The organism is Halomonas sp. TD01 (assembly GCF_923868895.1).
Classification (GTDB): domain Bacteria; phylum Pseudomonadota; class Gammaproteobacteria; order Pseudomonadales; family Halomonadaceae; genus Vreelandella.
In genome coordinates, this window is record NZ_OV350343.1 from 2395201 (window position 1) to 2412639 (window position 17439).

A 17439-nucleotide genomic window follows, 5' to 3' on the forward strand; every position below is an offset into this window, starting at 1 on the left:
ATGCTGTCACGCGTAGCTGAAAACCTCTATTGGATGGCGCGTTACATCGAACGGGCCGAAGATACTGCTCGACTGCTGAGCGTTAATAGCCACTTAATGCTGGATTTGCCACGCCATTTGCCCCTGGGCTGGGCGCCGTTGATTGAAATGACCGGCACGTTGGAAGCATTTAATGAGCGCCATTCAAGCTTTGATGAACGTAGCGTGGTGCACTTTTTGTGTGCCGATGCGCAAAATGGCAGCTCTATTTTGGCCGCCTTAGCGAGCGCCCGAGAAAACCTGCGTACCACCCGTGATGTCGTGCCGAGGGAGATCTGGGAAGAGGTCAATCAACTCTATCTTAGCGTTGCAGAGCACGCGGAAAATGGCGTTAGTCCACGGCGGCGTGACACCTTTTTGAAAAGCGTGATTCGTGGCTGCCAAACATTGACTGGTTTAATTGAAGGAACGCTCAGTTATGGCCCCGCTCGAACCTTCATTAAACTGGGGCGACATTTAGAGCGGGCAGACATGACCACCCGCATTGTCGATGTTCGTTCAGCCAGCCTACTGCCGCAAAATCCTGAAGAGCTACTGCCGTTTGAAAATCTACAGTGGATGAGTGTGTTGAAGTCGCTCACCGCGTATCAAATGTATCGTCAGCAAGTCCGTTTGCGGGTGCGTGGACCCGATGTGCTGCGCTTTTTATTGCAAGATCCTAATCTTCCACGCTCTATTGCCTGTAGCTTGGAAACGGTGGGGCACGAGCTTCAGCTGTTACCCAGGCAGGATCGCGTGGCAGCAACGGTATCGCTTGTACGGGCAGATGTGGTGGACGCTGACATTCAGGCCCTAGCCCATTCACCAAGCAAGCTACACGACTTTGTGGATGAGCTGCAGATTGGTTTCGCTTCGATTCACGACACGCTAAGCGCAACCTACTTTGTTAATAGTGACGGGGTCCCCCGTTTGTCACAGCGCCAATCGCAAAGCCAAGTGGGGGATGACGATAACGATTAACGGACGTTAAGCACGGGGGCTGGCGTTCGCGTTCTGAATCAGTCGATGCAGATACGTCAGCTTCTCACGCACAGCAGGCGCAATGACCCCTGGCGCTAAATCAAGCAGGCCCATATCACGGTTAAGTTCGTTAACCGCCATGCCTACTTGGTGAAACGCCCTTAGCATGCCGTCCAGCGTGCCATCATGCTCGGCGCGGGAAACCCCCATATGCAGTGCCGTATCGAGTACGGCCACCATATCCAAGTAAAAGGCAAAGGTTTCAGCAAAGTCTTCCCACGGGTGCATGGTGGCGTATGCGGAAATAAACTGGGATGCCCAATTGGCCGGCGTACCTTGCTGGTAGTACCGCTCTAATGCGTTACCGTAGGTAGGGTTGTTATGGTCTCCAAACACTTGGCGGCAAGCGTTTTCATCTAGGCCCTTGACCAGTAAATCCCAGTAGTAATGACCAATTTCATGCCGGAAGTGGCCGATCAGTGTGCGGTGGGACTCATTCAGATCAACCCTCAGACGCTCGCGTTCAACGTCGTCGGCTTCTTTTACATTGATGGTGATATGGCCGTTGGCGTGGCCGGTATAAACTTTCTCTTGGCTAGCGATAGAGCGCCAAAGCCCTTGGTCGGGCAGAGCATCCGCCATAAACGAAAAGCTAAGCGGGACACGAATATTTTCCCTGCTAATGCCGTGGGGAAGCTCTAATAAATCAAGCGTGTGAAATAGCCGTCGCTTGGCGGCTTCAAGCGCCGCCCAGCGTTCCCGGTTGCCACTGATATTGAGGTCGGGAGTCATTTCATTATAGCGACAGCAATCGCACAACGTATCGGCATATCCCTCGGCCTTCACCACCATGCGGTTGCACACATTCTCAACCGCATAGTTGTGGCACTTCATTAGGGCTGACCCGCAGCCTGGGTGAGTGCAGCGGTAGCCCCCATTCAGTAACGGCTCAAGTGCCACAATATGCGTGCAGGCAGGGCACCAGCCAACCTCGGATTCGCAGGCCAAGCAATGCGTGTTTTCAAAAAATAGCGAATTGCCACAGCGGCAACTAAAGGTCTGCATGGATGCCTCCTCGTGTGATGACCAGTGTGAGGGCCACGTGCATCTAGGAAAAGCGCATACTCCAATGTGCAGCGAATGGTGCTAATAGCCAGCATAGCGAGGGCAGTGCGGCTATGGAAAGCGTAAATCTCAACGCTGAGTGGCTTTCATCTTTATCAAGTGGCTAATTGACGTTTACGTCAACTTGCTGATATACCCTAGGGCTCATATTTGCGTCTCATAACAAACACAACGATGAGGAAGGTAGTCATGTCTGTCCGTGAAATCCCTATGTATATCGATGGCCAGCCAGTCATGTCACAAAGCCAGGATTGGCGTGATGTGGTAAACCCTGCAACCCAAGAAGTGGTTGCCCGGGTGCCATTTTGTACCGCCGAAGAAGTGGAGCGTGCGATTGCCAGCGCTAAAACAGCTTTTAAAGAGTGGCGCAAAGTGCCGCTGGGCAAGCGCATGCGCATCATGCTTAAGCTTCAGGCACTAATCCGCGAAAATACCGCTGAATTAGCCGCGCTAATTACCGAAGAGCACGGTAAAACCCTGCCTGACGCTGAAGGTGAAGTGGGGCGCGGTCTAGAAGTCGTTGAGCACGCTTGTTCTATTACATCCTTGCAGTTGGGCGAGCTGGCGGAAAATGCCGCTAATGAAGTCGATGTCTATACCATGCACCAACCGTTGGGCGTTGGCGCGGGCATTACAGCTTTCAACTTCCCAATTATGTTGCCCTGCTTTATGTTCCCGCTGGCCATTGCAACGGGAAATACCTTTGTACTGAAACCGTCTGAGCAAGATCCCAGTTCCACGATGCGACTAGTTGAACTTGCCCATGAGGCGGGTGTCCCGGCAGGCGTTTTAAACGTGGTTCATGGCGGCCCTGATGTCGCCAACCAGATCGCCGACCACCAGGATATTAAAGCACTGTCGTTTATCGGCTCGACCCATGTGGGTTCCTTGCTTTACAACCGCGCTGCTGCTGCAGGCAAGCGTATGCAGTCGATGATGGGGGCTAAAAACCACTGTGTCGTCATGCCGGATGCCAACCGCAGTCAGGCGATTGATAGCCTCCTTGGCTCGGCGTTTGGTGCCGCTGGTCAGCGCTGCATGGCTAACTCGGTGGTGGTGCTAGTAGGCGAAGCTCGTGAGTGGCTGAAAGATATTGAGGAGGGCGCGCGTAGCATGAAAGTCGGCCCGGGCACTCAGCGCGATGCAGACCTGGGGCCGCTTGTCTCTCCCCAGGCGAAAGAGCGTGTTGAGCGCTTGATTACGGCGGGTGAAAAAGAGGGCGCTAAACTGCTGGTGGACGGCCGTGGTTGCACGGTAGATGGTTATCCAAACGGCAACTTTGTTGGCCCAACCCTGTTTGCCGACGTGACAGCAGATATGACGGTGTACCGGGAAGAGATTTTTGGCCCGGTGCTGTGCGTGGTCAGTGTGGTAACGCTGGATGAAGCGATTGCATTTATCAACGCTAACCCTAACGGCAATGGTACGTCGATATTTACTAATTCAGGCTGGGTAGCACGGCGCTTCGAAACTGATATTGACGTTGGCCAGATTGGTATCAACGTGCCGATTCCTGTCCCTGTTGCTTACTTCAGCTTTACGGGTTCGCGAGCTTCCAAGCTTGGCGACCTGGGGCCGAACGGCAAGCAGGCGATTACTTTCTGGACGCAAACCAAAACGGTCACCGCCCGCTGGTTTGAGCCAGAAAATGTATCTAGCGGTATTAATAGCACTATTTCGTTGAGCTAGTTGCGCCGAAAAAAGCCCCGTGATGAGCGGGGCTTTTTAAGTTTCGACTCAAGTGTCCTGAAATAACGGCAGGCTACTTTTTAGAAGTTGGCCGATAGGACCTAGCTGGCTGGCATGTAGCACCAAAATTGTTGGTACTGTTTTCGACTGCTGGTGGGGAGTCAACAGTGCAAATTCGCCTTCTTCGATATGGAATTCGTGAAGTTCACATAGGCCATTGGGTGTTTCGCACTGAGAGCAGCGATAGTTATCGTCTTCGCCGTAAACTAGCCGATGATACATCTTGAAAAGCGTGTAAAGCGCTAAGCCTCCTGGCAGCGTAGGCCAGCGAGCTGGCGTGTTGTGCGTTATTTCATTAGCGGCGCTGTCTTTAGTCTCTGAGTGGGCAAGAATATTGGCTAACGGAGCTTCAAGAAGCGAAAAGTCATGGGCTGGTAGTGGTAGACGTTGCTGAGAAGCTAGGGAGAATTCACTGGTTACTCGCTGTAAATCGTCCAGTGAGCTCAAAGGGTAGTCAATGTGCTTTAAGTCGTGTGGCTCGAAACTGCCGTTTTCCCATCCATGAATTACTCGAAGGGTTACTTGCGACTGCTTCAACGGCCGTGCAAAAAGGGTGTGCAACATTATCCGAATGTGTAGCTGTCGCTCATCGGTGTCGTTTTTGAACGCACTGTAAGGGTCAGCAAACAGCGTATGCAGGTGCCCTGGCGTATGCTCTTTCGCTTCGGAATAATGCATTTGGGTGTCCCTTTAAATTGCCGTTTTACGCGTTCATTGCGCGGCTTATATGTTATTGAATAGCTTAGAGTATGGACAGCGTTGGCCGCGATTGAAAGTCACTTTGTTTAGTATTTTGTTACTGAATTGCACTACTCAATAATGTAACTGTTTAACCACAACAAAAAATTAAATCTTAATTCAGGAAAAGAGGTGTAACGATGACTAATCCACTTAGCCGCTTCCATGTGCCAGAAACGCTTGATGCACTGCCTGATGATATCCACGATGCGATACTGAAAGTTCAAGAAAAAGCTGGGTTTGTACCTAACGTGTTCTTGATGTTGGCTCATCGGCCTGATGAATTTCGTGCTTTTTTCTCCTACCACGATGCTTTGATGGAGCGTGAGTCCGATACGCTGACCAAAGCTGAGAAAGAGATGATTGTGGTGGCCACAAGTGCTCGCAATCGTTGCCTCTATTGTGTGGTTGCTCATGGAGCGCTATTGAGAATTTATAGTAAAGATCCCTTAGTTGCTGACAATGTCGCTATTAACCATCTGACGGCTGGGCTGAGCGAGCGTCATCGCGTAATGCTGGATTTTGCGATGCATTGCGGTATTGAGATTGGCGAGTTTTCTTCCTCGTGGCAAACAACATTAGAGCAGGCAGGTTTTACGCTAGAGGATTGTTGGGATATCGGCGCCATCGCTGCCTTTTTCGGCATGTCGAATCGGTTAGTTACCATGGCGGGTACTCCCCCTAACGAGGAGTTTTATTTGATGGGGCGCCTACCGCGTTAGCATGAAGAAAACGTGGGCTTAGGCGTTACTCACAGACAGATTTTACTAACGCACAGCCTTTACTAACGAACCGCTTTCACCGAGGATAGCCTCTCCATTCACTGTCGCCAGGGGAGCCCACATCATGATGGGCTGAGAATGTGCACTGCGCAGACCCTGGAACCTGATCCGGTTCATACCGGCGGAGGAAGTGCGACATGCCTTACCTAACGTCAGCCGTACTTGGTGCGGCGCTATTTTGTTTTGCTTTTTTGGGCCTGCGTGCACGCCATGTGCAGGGGTCACTCGATGACTATGTCACGGCACGGAACTCACAAACTGCGTCCACGCTAGGGTTTTCATTCTTAGCATCGGGAATGGGCGCTTGGATCCTGTTTGCACCGCCTGAAATTGGTGCTTTTGTTGGTCCGGTGGCACTGTCGGGATATGCGCTGGGCTCTGCGCTGCCGTTTATCGTATTGGGGTTGTACGGGCCAAAAATTCGTCGTGCATTGCCTGAGGGCAGAAGCATCGCTGAATTTGCCCATGCTTGTTATGGCAAAGGTGTGCGTCATTGGGTGTTACTGGTGTCCGTGGCCTACATGGGCTGTTTTTTAGCAGCGGAGCTAACGGCGATTGGCGCTATTACAGCGCTACTTTCTGATGTGCCCCCCGCGCTGGTGATTATTGGCGTTGCGCTCACAACCTTGGTGTATACGGTAATCGGTGGGCTACGAGCAAGTCTTGCAACGGATCGCTGGCAGGCATGGCTTTTGCTAGCCCTGTTATTAGCCGTAGGTAGCGTTGCGATATGGCGGCTGCCAACGATGCCGAATGACGCAGTAATGCCCTCTATTCCCATCGCAAGTGCGCTCAGCGTTGCCTTGACGCTCGTGATTGCGGTGACAGCCGCCAATCTGTTTCACCAAGGCTATTGGCAGCGTGTATGGGCTGCCCAGGATGATCAGAGCTTAGGTCGAGGCGCTTGGCTAGGCGGTGGTATGACCGTAATGGTTGTGATGGTGATTGGCGGTGTCGGCATGATGGCCGCTATGAGCGGTGCTTCGTTAGGAGATCCGCCGATTCCCTTCTTTGCGCTGTTAACAGATGCGCCTGCCTGGGTAGCGCTGCCTGCGTTGGTACTGGCAGTGACGCTAGTGACCTCAAGTGTCGATACGCTGCAAAACGGTATAGCGTCGCTAATTGTAGGGCGTGGCGGCGAACGTCATACGGCTTCCTTAACCACCGCAAGGTGGATAACGGTAGCAATGATGGTGCCGGTGGTGCTGATTGCGCTGCAAGGATTGTCAGTACTGCGACTCTTCTTGATAGCAGACTTACTTTGCGCTGCCATCGTGGTGCCTGTGTTACTTGGCCTGTGGCAACGAATGACGCCAATTGCAGCGATTGGTGGCGGCATGGCTGGGTTAGTGGGGGCCATACTGCCGGGTTGGCTAAGTCAGGGAAGTATTGCTGCTGGCATCATGGCGGCTACCTTTCCTGGCAGTATTCCAACGCTAGGGCCTTTTTTAGGGGCGCTGCTGGCGTCTATCGTTGTCAGCGTTACACTGGCCTACCTGCCTAATCGTCAAAGCGTTAGGCCGTAACGTTAAGCCGTGAGCCAAATTAACAGGGACGATCATGATTCGCAGCCTACTAACGATGCCAGAAGGTGATGTGCGCGAAGGCGATGAACGCCTTATCGATGACTGGCAAGCGACGCCTGGCAGCCACCTATGGATAGACATGAAAGGTGAGCCTGAGGAGCGTGAACGCCAGCTACTGGAACGCTTTGATTGTCATCCGATGGCAATTCAAGATGCCCACAAGGAGCGTCATCCGCCTAAAATTGAAGAGTTTGAACATCACACACTGATTATTTACCGAGGTATTTCCTCGTTTGATGCTCAGCTAAACTTTGTACCTCAGCAAGTGTGTTTCTTTATCGGCGAGCGTTTTCTAATCACCCTGCACGCCGGTGAGGCGCTTAGTATTGAACGGCTCTTTAACGAGCACGGAAAAACGCTGCTGGCGCTATCCCCAGAGCATGTGGCGCTGAAAATCATGTACATCTCGGCAGGCTTCTATATTGATAGCTTACTGGAATTTGAAAGCGAGCTAAGCGACATAGAAGATGAGCTACTGGAAGATGGTAACGATGTGCTGATGCGGAAAATCACCACCTATCGTTCACGCTTAGTGAAGATGCGGCGTATTTTTAGTTATCACAAAGGTATTACCCAAGAGCTTACGGCCTATGACTACGCTCATCTTCCACGGGGTGAAAGTGAGACGCTGCATGCTATCACAGACGTAGAAGAGCGTTTTGAGCGCCTGTATACACTGACACAAATGTACTACGACATTTGCGGTGATCTCGTCGACGGTTATATTTCGATTTCCTCTCACCAGTTAAATATCACCATGCGCGTATTAACGGTGATTACTGCCATATTTGTGCCGTTGACGTTTGTTGCCGGTATTTATGGCATGAACTTTGAGTACATGCCAGAGCTGCGCTATCAATATGGGTACTTTTTTGTCTGGGGGGCCATGTTGGGTATCGGTGGTAGTTTAATTTGGCTGTTTAAACGTAAAAACTGGTTTTAAACCGAGACAGACGCTCGCCGTCGGCGAAAAGTTGATAGTTCGCCATGTGGTTTGAGCTTTAGTGTGGCATCCTCGCAGGCGACCTATGACCTGCAAACAACCTGAGAGCCACCTTTATGACCATCATGATTATTGGCCTGCTGATTTTTCTTGGCAGCCATTCCGTGCGTATCTTTGCTGAAGACTGGCGTCGGCAACAGATTGTTAAACATGGCGAAAACACCTGGAAACTAGCGTACTCCGTTGTATCAGTGGTTGGGCTAGCAATCGCTATTTATGGTTTTGGCCAAATGCGCCTAGACCCCATCTACGTTTGGTTCCCCCCCACGGGCTTACGCCATGCGGTAGCACTGCTGATGGTGCCTGCCTTTATTATGCTGGTGGCAGCCTATGTGCCGCGCAATGCGATTAAAGCGAAGCTTGGTCATCCGATGATGTTGGCCGTCAAAATTTGGGCGTTTTCACACCTGCTGGCCAACGGAAGACTTGGCGATATTATCTTTTTTGCAGCGTTTTTGGTGTGGGCCATCCTGGCATTTAAGGCGGCCAAAAAGCGTGATCGCCTACATCCCGCTAATCCAGTATCAACCTCGGCTCCCGCGACAATAGCCACCGTTGTGATTGGCTTGATAGCGTATATTTTGTTCGCTCTTTACCTACACGTGTTAGTTATTGGTGTACCTGTTTTTAGCTAGTAATTGTTAATAAATATTAACGGCGTCAATGGTTTATATCCGTTGACGCCGTTTTTGTTTTTATCTCTTTAGTAATAACAAAAGTTTGTTATTGTCAGATAAGTACATCCAATGTTTTAAACGGGAGTCAATTTATGGCTGAAGCAGCACCTCAAGTACCGAAGACGATGTCTGCGATGTTATTAACTGGCCACGGTGATGTAGACAAGCTGCAGTATCGGCAGGATGTTATTACCCCTAGACCAAGGCCGGGGGAAGTGCTAGTTCAGGTAACGGCAACGGCCAAAAATAATACTGACCGAAAAGCGCGTGAAGGACTTTACCCTACGAAAGGGAAAGAAGAGGTCACATCGTTTGCCATGGGGGGTTCGCCCACATTGACGTTTCCTCGTATCCAAGGGGCAGATATTGCTGGCCGCGTGGCGGCGGTAGGCGAGGGCGTGGATGCCTCCCGTATTGGTGAACGAGGGCTGCTCGATTTTAATATTTACGCTGATGAGCGCCGCGATATCAATTTAACGCCAGATTATTACGGCCACGGAGCTGATGGCGGCTACGCTGACTTTGTCGTAGTGCCTGCTGATCAGTTCCATCATGTTTCCAACCCTGAGCTGCATGATGCAGAGCTTGCTGCGATGGGTATGTGCTCATATCAGACGGCTTATCACATGATGACGTCTGCCAGCGTAAGCGCAGGTGAACGTGTGCTGGTGACGGGAGCCAGTGGGGGTGTCGGGACGGCGTTAATTCAACTGTGTCGGATCGTGGGCGCTATTCCTTACGCTGTCAGCCAGCTGGATAAGGCCGATGCGCTTATGGGGTTGGGTGCTGAAGCGGTCATTGATCGTGGTGATTTATCGACGTTCGTTGAGCGTGTATTGGCGACTACCGATGGTAAGCCGATTGATGCAGTGATGGACTTGGTTGGTGGACAGATGACCGACCTATTTATCGATACCATGATTGTCGATATGCAGGGACGTAACAGTTATCCGCGGCTATCCATCGCAGGCGCGAGTGGCGGCAATATCAGCGAGATTATGTGGACTCGGATCTACCTGTATCAGGTGCAGATTTTTGGTGTTTCCCACGGTACCCGCGAAGAGGCTGAGCAACTGATTGAATGGATTTGCAGTGGAGCGTTAAAGCCAGTGCTGCACGCAGCCTTTAAGCTCTCAGATCTGCATAACGCTGAGCGTTATTTTGTGAACCGTGGCAGTAACTACTTGGGAAAGATCGTTATTGTTCCTGACGCGCAGTGGGAAACCCACGGTGCGCCGTTTGCCTTAACCACCGACTAGGAGCAATGTTTATGAAGAATCTGCATACGATTCAGTTGATGGATACTCACGCCGGTGGCGATGTTAGCCGTATTGTAACGGGTGGTATTGATATGCTCCCTGGTGCCACGGTGCGTCAGCAAATGGAGTACCTGCGTGATGATGCCGATGGCCTGCGGCGGCTGCTGTTGGAAGAGCCATATGGTATTCCGGAGATGTCAGTAGATCTGTTAGTGCCCTCCTCGCACCCGGACGCCGTGGCGGGTTATATCATTATGGAAGTCATGGGGTATCCGATTTATTCCGGTTCTAACACGCTGTGTACCGCCACTGCTGTGTTGGAAAGCGGGCTTGTGCCCAAGCAGGAGGGGATTCAGCGCTTTAACCTGGAAGCACCCGCAGGCTTGGTGCAAATTGAAGCAAAGGTGTGCAATGGGGTAGTGGAGTCAGTTACCTGTGAAGGCCTGCCAAGCTATATCGACTCCTATCGCGACACGATTCAAGTACCTGAAATAGGGACAGTTACCTACTCAGTCGCTTACAGCGGTGGCTTTTATGCGTTGGTAGATGCCGAAGAGCTGGGTTTTCGTTTAGTTCGCGATGAAGAGCAGGCGTTGGCCGCTTGTGCTTATAAAATTGTTGAGGCGATACAAGCACAACGTGGCTTTTCTCATTACACCCTGGGAGATGTAGGGCCATTGCCGTTTTTACATTTTATGGGGCCGGAAGAGAAAGTGGCAGAAGGCTATATTCGCTCTCGTTCAGCGACGTATGTGCATCCTGGTGTTATTTGTCGCAGTACCACTGGCACGGGAACCTCCGCGCGTTTGGCGCTGATGAATTATGAAGGTCGGCTGGCAATCGGTGATAAGTTAGAGACAGTGTCACTACGTGAAACGGGGTTTATCGGCACTTTCACTGGCACACATCAAGAAGGCGATTATCAAGTGGTGGAGAACACCACGACTGGCCGTAGCTATGTGCTGGCAGAATCTAAGATCGTGATTAACTGCGATGACTCGATGGTGACGTGTGGCGAACTACACCACATTCTGAGTGACCGTCATACTGACGAGGACTAACGTACTTCCCGGCGTAATGTGTTGACATAACCTTCTTGCTCAAGTCTCTCCCAAACCGGGGTCTTCTCGGCCTCGGTCATGCTACCCCAGCAGGCAATCTCATCTAGCGTCCGACCGCAGCCTTGGCATAATGATGAGGCGGGTTCAATGTTGCATACCTGAATGCAGGGTGACAGCGGGCGGGCAACGGGAAGGGGGTAGCTGGATGAGGTGCTGGACATGATGACGAGCTCAATGCAGTGGTAAAAAACGATGCTAGGCGAAAATCACTTAGTCCGTGCACGCCTTATGAGATCGGCACTTTACCACGCAGTGACTTCGTTTTGCCTTTACGTGTTTTGTGATCCACACGGCGGCGTTGTGAGCCTTTGGTGGGTTTGGTTGGTCGACGCGTTTTCTGCTGCTTGCCTGCGCTTTGAATCAACGTTTTTAAGCGTGCAAGAGCATCTTCCTTGTTCAATTCCAGGGTGCGATAACTTTGGGCTTTGATAATCACCACGCCCTCTTTACTAATACGCTGATCAGACAGCGCCATTAAGCGCTCTTTATAAACCGGCGGTAGCGTAGAGCTTTGAATATCGAAACGTAAATGTACCGCAGAGGCGACTTTATTGACGTTTTGGCCACCCGAGCCTTGAGCCCTGATCTGACTGATATCGATTTCCCAGTCCGCTATCGTCACGTTAGTTGAGATAGTGAGCATTCAGTTCCTCTATGTCGCATGTGGCTCGTAAGGCTAGCACACTTAGCTCAGAGGTACCGCTTTGAGGCCTGCGACCTGCTACCTGTCATGACGTTACCCCCATGGTGTTGGCATGCCTAAATGTCTACATGAGCAGCGCTGCCACCAGTTTGGTTGATGACGTTCACCTTAGGCGGGCGAGTAATGCCGTTTTTCACATGTAGTAGTGGTTTACTACCCGCTGTATAGCTGCGCTTGCTACTCTCATTTCACACGCCACGCGTGTGCTCTGCACCTCAACAGATAACGACAAGGAGAACTGAGATGAGCAGCAAGCGTATTTTAATGATTACCGGTGATTTCACTGAAGATTACGAAACGATGGTGCCTTTCCAAGCGCTGATGGCGGTTGGGCACCAAGTCGACGCGGTGTGTCCCGACAAAGTCGCCGGCGATACCGTGGCAACGGCCATTCATGATTTTGAAGGAGACCAAACGTACACCGAAAAGCCCGGTCATCGTTTCGCTCTAAACGCCGACTTTGCCAAGATTAACCCCGCTGACTACGATGCCTTGGTGGTTCCCGGTGGTCGTGCACCTGAATACTTGCGCTTAAACCAAGATGTACTGGCGATGGTGAAGCACTTCTTTGACACACAGAAGCCGGTCGCTGCTATCTGCCACGGCGCTCAGTTGCTGGCAGCGGCGAAGGTGCTAGAAGGCAAGAAGTGTTCGGCTTATCCTGCTTGCCAGCCAGAAGTGGAACTTGCCGGCGGCCACTTCGCAAACCTGGAGGTCACCGATGCGGTGACGGATGGCAACTTGGTCACTGCGCCTGCCTGGCCTGCACACCCTGCATGGCTTGCTCAGTTTATGGCGCTATTGGATAAGTAGGTACTGACAGGTGTTCCTTTCGCGCCCAGCGATATCGAGTTCAACGCTGCTGGGCGTGTTTTCTGTTAGCCGCTATGCTGAAGAGCAGGCAATTTACTCGATAGCAGAGAGAGCATAACAATGTGCAAACTGTTTATTGATGCAGACCCTGAGCTATGGCGTAGCGCCACACACTCGCTGCGCATTGATGGCATGGTGACCAGCGTTCGCATGGAAAACTACTTCTGGCACCTTCTAGAAGAGATGGCTCAACGTGATGGGATGAACACGGCCCAACTCATCACGCGGCTTTATCATGAGTCGATCGATGCTGGACACGATCTTGGCAATTTCACCTCATTTTTGCGTGTCTGCGCGTTGCGCTACCAAGCGCTTCAGCTTAGCGGTGATATTCCAAAAAGCGTGGAAGTGGCAATTGGCTCATTAGATGCGCAGCAAATTTTGAGCAGAGAAGCTGCCACGCGTACTAATCAGATGCATTGAAACTGTTTTGCTACCGTTAAATCAGTCGGTAGATCAAGCCTGTTTCAGCTAAGACCGCTACTCTAATCGCTTACCTAAATTATCCAGGAAGGTCTCGATACGTCGTGCGTTGGTGCCGACATCGCTGGCACCTAGCCGTGATGCTGAGCGCATATCCACCTGCACGCCGTTTTGTCGCTCAGTAAGGCGAATGACGACGTCATCTTCGAAGCCAAACCAGCGGGTTGTCGCGGTAGCTTCGATAGTGTTCCCTGTTATCGCTGCTATCTGCCAGCTAGACGCTTCTACTTCTGCCTGAGCTGCCGCAAGAACGGTCGCTTTAGGCGCGGTTACTTGTAAAGGCTGCACATTAGGATAAGCATTTTGTTGCTGACGCGCTGTAGCTTCTCCAGGATAATCAACCTCATTAGGTGCTGCCTCGCGGGCGTCTCTTAACGCGACAAAGTCAGGAGGGTTTTGGGTGTCGGTGGTAATGTCATGTATGACAGGAGCCTGCTGCGCACGCTGCCACTGCTGCCATGGCATATACAACAACGCGGCAGTAGTTGCGATGACAAAGATTGCCACCACGCCTGCGCCAATACGGCGAGTAAACACACTGATTAGCAACAGCAGGACGCTTATTGCTACGGCAGCGGTTGCTGCATAGACACCATTGCGCATCAGGTTGAAGGCGTCGCCCAGGCTAATCAACTCCCAACGATAGGCTGGCCCAGCACCAGCCATTAGCAGAGCAGATGCCACCAGTGCAATAACGCTGAGCCAAGCCAGCAGCGTTGGCCAAATGCCCCCTTTGAGCGAGCGATCTGAGCGCTCCTTTGCCATATGTCTTCCCTCATTATGAATACGGTGTTGATCTACCTAGCATAGGTTGCAGTAGCGCATCTGTCTTGGTTAGACGGGGTGGCTAAGACACACTACTATGCTGCTGTTAGCAGTAATGCAAATAGATCTAGCGTGGATAGTCAGTTTGTACAATTTGAGTGTTTTACAATTTGAGAGATTGAAGTAAGCATGACATCAGCAACTGCATTAGCACCACCCTTGCGAGAGCTACTGGCGACGACCCCGAGCAGTGCTTTACCGATAACCTATCAGCAAGCGGCGAACGCGCTAGGCCTTTCGCCACCCAAGACTATTCAGCGTATCGCACAAGCACTTGAACAGCTAATGAGGGAAGACGCCGCCGCTGAAAAGCCCTTTATTGCAACGCTTGTAATTAGCCGTAGTGGAAAAGGCCTTCCGGCAGCAGGTTTTTTTGAGCTTGCCGCGGAGTTGGGGCGTTTTCCTTCATCCTCCTCCCAACAGGAAGCGTTTTACTATTCCGAGCGTGAGCAGGCCATTAAAGAATGGTGCCGCTGTTAGTTTTGGCGGAAAGGTCAATTTTTGCGCAGCGGGTTTAGCAAGTCGCTCAAACCATTGTGGTCAATTTCATGCATTAAATGTAGGAGTTGACCAATTTCTCCTTTTGGAAATCCTTCCCGAGCAAACCAGTTCAAATAGGGGCCAGGCAAATCGGCAATAAGCCAGCCTTCGTATTTGCCAAAGGGCATGGTGTGCGTTACCAGCTTCTCAAGGTCTTCGGGGTTCATGCTTTAAGCTCTTTTTAAATGAGTGATCTAAAACGTGTTTCAAAAGTGGTTAAATAACAATTGATTTTATTTTTACATGACGCGATCTAGGATGGCTATACAGTGGCAGCACAACGCGGCTGGCCATCGAAAATAACGCAACGAATAAAACCGCTGCAATAGGAGATAACCATGAGCCTTTCGCCTTTTCATCTAGCCATCCCTGTTTACGATGTCGCTCTAGCCCGAACATTTTATAACGATGTATTTGGTCTGGAAGAAGGACGCTCTAGCGATCACTGGGTCGACTTTAATTTCTTCGGCCATCAGTTGGTGATTCATGAACATCCGAAAACACCAGGCCAACAGAGCGCTCACACTAACCCGGTCGATGGCCACAACGTACCGGTACCGCACTTTGGCGTAATTCTAGAGTGGGATGAATGGGAAGCCTTAGCCGAGCGATTAAAGGCAAGGGATACCGATTTTGTGATTGAGCCATACATTCGCTTTAAAGGCGAAGTAGGTGAGCAAGCTACGATGTTCCTGCTCGACCCCTGTGGTAATGCCCTGGAGTTTAAAGCGTTCAAAGACCAGCGCCAGATTTTTGCTAAATAAGCGTGTTCAGGAAAATTGTTCCAAACAAGGTGGAGTAGTAAGCGGGTATGGCTAAGCACGCAGCGCCTGTTCCTTACGCCTATGCTGCAGCGGTGATGCGCCAAAGTAGCGCTTATAGTCTCTGCTGAATTGAGGCACGCTGCGATAACCGACCGCCTGTGCCGCTTGGTTCACGTTGTGGCTATCCTGCAATAAAAGTTGCTGTGCCTTAAGTAGGCGCAGTCGCTTTAAATATTGCGCGGGAGACGAGCGCGTAATCTGTTTAAAGTGCTGATGAAACGTCGATATGCTCATATTGGCCTGCTGGGCTAACTGTTCGACGGTAAAGTCCTCGGCAAAATGAGCGTGCAACTGCGATAGCACATGCACAATACGCGAATAGTGACCGTGCCCTTTAACCAGGGCACGCAAAGCAGGGCCTTGTTCGCCTTTTAATGCTTCAAACACCACCTCTCTTACTCTAGCTTCGCCCATGGCGGTGCACTCTACTTCGTCGTGTAAGGCGTGTGCTAGGCGTAGCACTGCGGCTTGCATGCCGTCATTCATCGCCACTGAAGCCATCGGCTTCGGAGCGAGGTTTGAATGGCTCATGTCGCCCATGGCAGTGACCATTTCACTTAGTAACGCTGGGTCTAACTTTACTGATACACCTAGCAGAGGCGCTTCTGGCGAGCCATAAGTTTCACACTCAAAGGGTAGCGGTAGAGTTTGCACGAGATAGTGGCCAGGGTTGTAGTGTATCTCTCGATCGCCTAGGTAACCTATTTTGCGGCCCTGGGCGATGATAATTAAGCTAGGTTCGTACATCAGCGGGGTACGTTCCTGGCGCCGTCCTAGGCAAAGTAAGCCTACTCTGGGCAATCGAGAAATGCTTATTCCGTCACCTGTTACTAGCGGTAAGATTAAATCAGCAAGTGCGTTACCTGCGAGAGTGGTACTGGCCACCATGGAAACTCCAAACCTGAATGGCTATTAAAGCTGAACGACAATTATGATGTTTTTTTGAGATTTTTTGTTATTTTATCGCATGTAGAAAGAGAAATGAGCAAAAAAAACGTAGCTTCGCTCATCGCTATCCAATGCCTAGCAGCGAATAATGGAAGCACTTTCCCGCCTATGCGGAATGCTTATTAAGGAGTTTCCATGAGCCAAGCAAAATCTTATGCTGCCTTCTCGGCTGACAAACCACTTGCTCCGTTCACCTTTGATCGTCGTGAGCCACGTCCAGACGATGTGGCCATTGAAATTCTATACTGTGGTGTTTGCCATAGTGACCTGCACTTTGCCCGAAATGACTGGGGTATGAGCCAATACCCTTTGGTACCTGGCCATGAGATAGTGGGCCGTGTAACCGCGGTTGGTGGTGAGGTGACCCGCTTTAAAGCGGGTGACTTGGTTGGCGTTGGCTGCATGGTCGACTCTTGCCGCACCTGCTCTGCCTGTAAAAATGGCGTGGAGCAGTACTGTCTGGAAGGGTTCACGATGACCTACGGTAGCCCTGACCGCCAAGACGGCGCTCTCACTCAAGGCGGCTATTCAGATGCTATCGTGGTTAGCGAGCATTTCGTGCTGCAAATGCCAGAGGGTATTGATCTAGCATCCGCAGCACCCATTCTCTGTGCAGGTGTTACGACGTACTCGCCACTAAAACACTATGGTGTTGGCAAAGGCCACAAAGTGGGTGTGATTGGCATGGGTGGTCTTGGCCATATGGGCGTGAAATTGGCGAAAGCACTGGGTGCGGAAGTGACGGTCTTTACTCGCTCGGATGCCAAGGTAGAAGAAGCTAAGCGCAATGGTGCGGATCACGTAGTGGTGTCTAGTGATCAAGCGCAGATGGATGCTGTCGCAGAAACGTTCGATTTCATGCTGGATACCGTCCCAGTTCAGCACGATTTAAATCCTTACCTTACCTCTTTGAAATACGACGGCACGCATATTATTGTCGGCCTGCTAGAACCGATTGAACCTGCTATTGAAGCTTTCAATTTAGTGTTTAAGCGTCGCGTGGTAGCTGGCTCGCTGATTGGTGGTATCGCTGAAACGGAAGAGCTGCTTAAACTTTGTGCAGAGCAGAACATCACTTGCGATATTGAGATGTTAGACATTAACAACATCAACGAGGGCCTTGAACGTATGGAAAAAGGTGACGTGCGCTATCGTTTTGTCATTGATATGGCAACGCTGAAAGATTCAGCTGCGTAACGACTTT

Annotated in this window: 20 protein-coding genes and 1 riboswitch; of the genes, 13 read left to right on the top strand and 7 right to left on the bottom strand. The window is 51.1% G+C overall.

The annotated features are described in order from the left end of the window. Positions 1-999 carry an alpha-E domain-containing protein gene (locus L1X57_RS10805; RefSeq protein ID WP_009721579.1) on the top strand — a complete coding sequence of 333 codons (999 nt, stop codon included), beginning with the start codon at positions 1-3 and terminating at the stop codon, positions 997-999. A gap of 6 nt (positions 1000-1005) precedes the next feature. On the opposite strand, the gene L1X57_RS10810 is transcribed toward L1X57_RS10805, so the two are convergent. Continuing rightward, complete coding sequence (locus L1X57_RS10810; protein ID WP_009721580.1) at positions 1006-2064, bottom strand: zinc-binding metallopeptidase family protein; 1059 nt, start codon at positions 2062-2064, stop codon at positions 1006-1008. Positions 2065-2313: 249 nt separating this feature from the next. Between L1X57_RS10810 and L1X57_RS10815 the strand changes: the two genes are divergently transcribed. After that, the gene (locus L1X57_RS10815; RefSeq protein ID WP_009721581.1) at positions 2314-3813 is read left to right on the top strand and encodes a CoA-acylating methylmalonate-semialdehyde dehydrogenase; all 1500 of its coding nucleotides are present in this window, start codon (positions 2314-2316) and stop codon (positions 3811-3813) included. Positions 3814-3861: 48 nt separating this feature from the next. Here L1X57_RS10815 and L1X57_RS10820 read toward each other — a convergent pair whose 3' ends face one another. Beyond that, positions 3862-4551: a hypothetical protein gene (locus tag L1X57_RS10820; RefSeq protein WP_009721582.1), complete on the bottom strand. Its 690-nt coding sequence runs from the start codon at positions 4549-4551 to the stop codon at positions 3862-3864. A gap of 200 nt (positions 4552-4751) precedes the next feature. Between L1X57_RS10820 and L1X57_RS10825 the strand changes: the two genes are divergently transcribed. The 6 genes from L1X57_RS10825 to L1X57_RS10850 all read left to right on the top strand — a co-directional run bounded on the left by L1X57_RS10825 (position 4752) and on the right by L1X57_RS10850 (position 10979). Continuing rightward, positions 4752-5333, top strand: a complete 582-nt coding sequence (locus L1X57_RS10825) for a peroxidase-related enzyme (protein ID WP_009721583.1) — start codon at positions 4752-4754, stop codon at positions 5331-5333. A 99-nt stretch (positions 5334-5432) separates the two neighbouring features. Beyond that, positions 5433-5541: riboswitch (TPP riboswitch) on the top strand. Further along, positions 5531-6919: a sodium:solute symporter gene (locus L1X57_RS10830; protein ID WP_009721584.1), complete on the top strand. Its 1389-nt coding sequence runs from the start codon at positions 5531-5533 to the stop codon at positions 6917-6919. Its footprint overlaps the riboswitch before it by 11 nt. A gap of 34 nt (positions 6920-6953) precedes the next feature. Continuing rightward, entirely contained in the window at positions 6954-7922 is a 969-nt protein-coding gene (corA, locus tag L1X57_RS10835) for a magnesium/cobalt transporter CorA (protein WP_009721585.1), read from the top strand. A 116-nt stretch (positions 7923-8038) separates the two neighbouring features. Continuing rightward, positions 8039-8617: an NnrU family protein gene (locus L1X57_RS10840; protein WP_009721586.1), complete on the top strand. Its 579-nt coding sequence runs from the start codon at positions 8039-8041 to the stop codon at positions 8615-8617. 134 nt (positions 8618-8751) lie between these two features. Continuing rightward, positions 8752-9918 (top strand): alcohol dehydrogenase catalytic domain-containing protein, encoded by a 1167-nt coding sequence (locus L1X57_RS10845; protein WP_009721587.1) that lies wholly within the window; start codon positions 8752-8754, stop codon positions 9916-9918. An 11-nt stretch (positions 9919-9929) separates the two neighbouring features. Continuing rightward, positions 9930-10979: a proline racemase family protein gene (locus L1X57_RS10850; RefSeq protein WP_009721588.1), complete on the top strand. Its 1050-nt coding sequence runs from the start codon at positions 9930-9932 to the stop codon at positions 10977-10979. Here the strand turns inward: L1X57_RS10850 and L1X57_RS10855 are convergent. Together L1X57_RS10855 and arfB are read right to left on the bottom strand one after the other, a co-directional pair. Further along, positions 10976-11200, bottom strand: coding sequence for a DUF1289 domain-containing protein (locus tag L1X57_RS10855; RefSeq protein WP_083817040.1), 225 nt, complete (start codon positions 11198-11200; stop codon positions 10976-10978). The genes L1X57_RS10850 and L1X57_RS10855 overlap by 4 nt on opposite strands. A 65-nt stretch (positions 11201-11265) precedes the next feature. After that, the gene (gene arfB, locus L1X57_RS10860; RefSeq protein ID WP_009721589.1) at positions 11266-11682 is read right to left on the bottom strand and encodes an alternative ribosome rescue aminoacyl-tRNA hydrolase ArfB; all 417 of its coding nucleotides are present in this window, start codon (positions 11680-11682) and stop codon (positions 11266-11268) included. Positions 11683-11985: 303 nt separating this feature from the next. Between arfB and L1X57_RS10865 the strand changes: the two genes are divergently transcribed. Continuing rightward, positions 11986-12555, top strand: coding sequence for a DJ-1/PfpI family protein (locus L1X57_RS10865; protein ID WP_009721590.1), 570 nt, complete (start codon positions 11986-11988; stop codon positions 12553-12555). Positions 12556-12675: 120 nt separating this feature from the next. Then, positions 12676-13038, top strand: coding sequence for a ribbon-helix-helix domain-containing protein (locus tag L1X57_RS10870; RefSeq protein ID WP_009721591.1), 363 nt, complete (start codon positions 12676-12678; stop codon positions 13036-13038). Positions 13039-13095: 57 nt separating this feature from the next. On the opposite strand, the gene L1X57_RS10875 is transcribed toward L1X57_RS10870, so the two are convergent. After that, positions 13096-13863: a DUF1499 domain-containing protein gene (locus L1X57_RS10875; protein WP_009721592.1), complete on the bottom strand. Its 768-nt coding sequence runs from the start codon at positions 13861-13863 to the stop codon at positions 13096-13098. 189 nt (positions 13864-14052) lie between these two features. On the opposite strand from L1X57_RS10875, the gene L1X57_RS10880 reads away from it, so the two are divergent. Further along, positions 14053-14403 (top strand): hypothetical protein, encoded by a 351-nt coding sequence (locus L1X57_RS10880; protein ID WP_009721593.1) that lies wholly within the window; start codon positions 14053-14055, stop codon positions 14401-14403. Between the two features lie 14 nt (positions 14404-14417). Here the strand turns inward: L1X57_RS10880 and L1X57_RS10885 are convergent, their stop codons facing one another. Beyond that, a complete protein-coding gene (locus L1X57_RS10885) occupies positions 14418-14630 on the bottom strand; it encodes a DUF3820 family protein (protein WP_009721594.1) in 213 nt (70 codons plus the stop codon). A gap of 171 nt (positions 14631-14801) precedes the next feature. On the opposite strand from L1X57_RS10885, the gene L1X57_RS10890 reads away from it, so the two are divergent. Then, a complete protein-coding gene (locus L1X57_RS10890; protein ID WP_009721595.1) occupies positions 14802-15227 on the top strand; it encodes a VOC family protein in 426 nt (141 codons plus the stop codon). Between the two features lie 51 nt (positions 15228-15278). Here the strand turns inward: L1X57_RS10890 and L1X57_RS10895 are convergent, their stop codons facing one another. Continuing rightward, positions 15279-16175, bottom strand: a complete 897-nt coding sequence (locus L1X57_RS10895; RefSeq protein ID WP_009721596.1) for an AraC family transcriptional regulator — start codon at positions 16173-16175, stop codon at positions 15279-15281. Positions 16176-16370: 195 nt separating this feature from the next. Here L1X57_RS10895 and L1X57_RS10900 point away from each other — a divergent pair, with 195 nt between their 5' ends. Further along, entirely contained in the window at positions 16371-17432 is a 1062-nt protein-coding gene (locus tag L1X57_RS10900) for an NAD(P)-dependent alcohol dehydrogenase (protein ID WP_009721597.1), read from the top strand. Positions 17433-17439 lie beyond the last annotated feature (7 nt).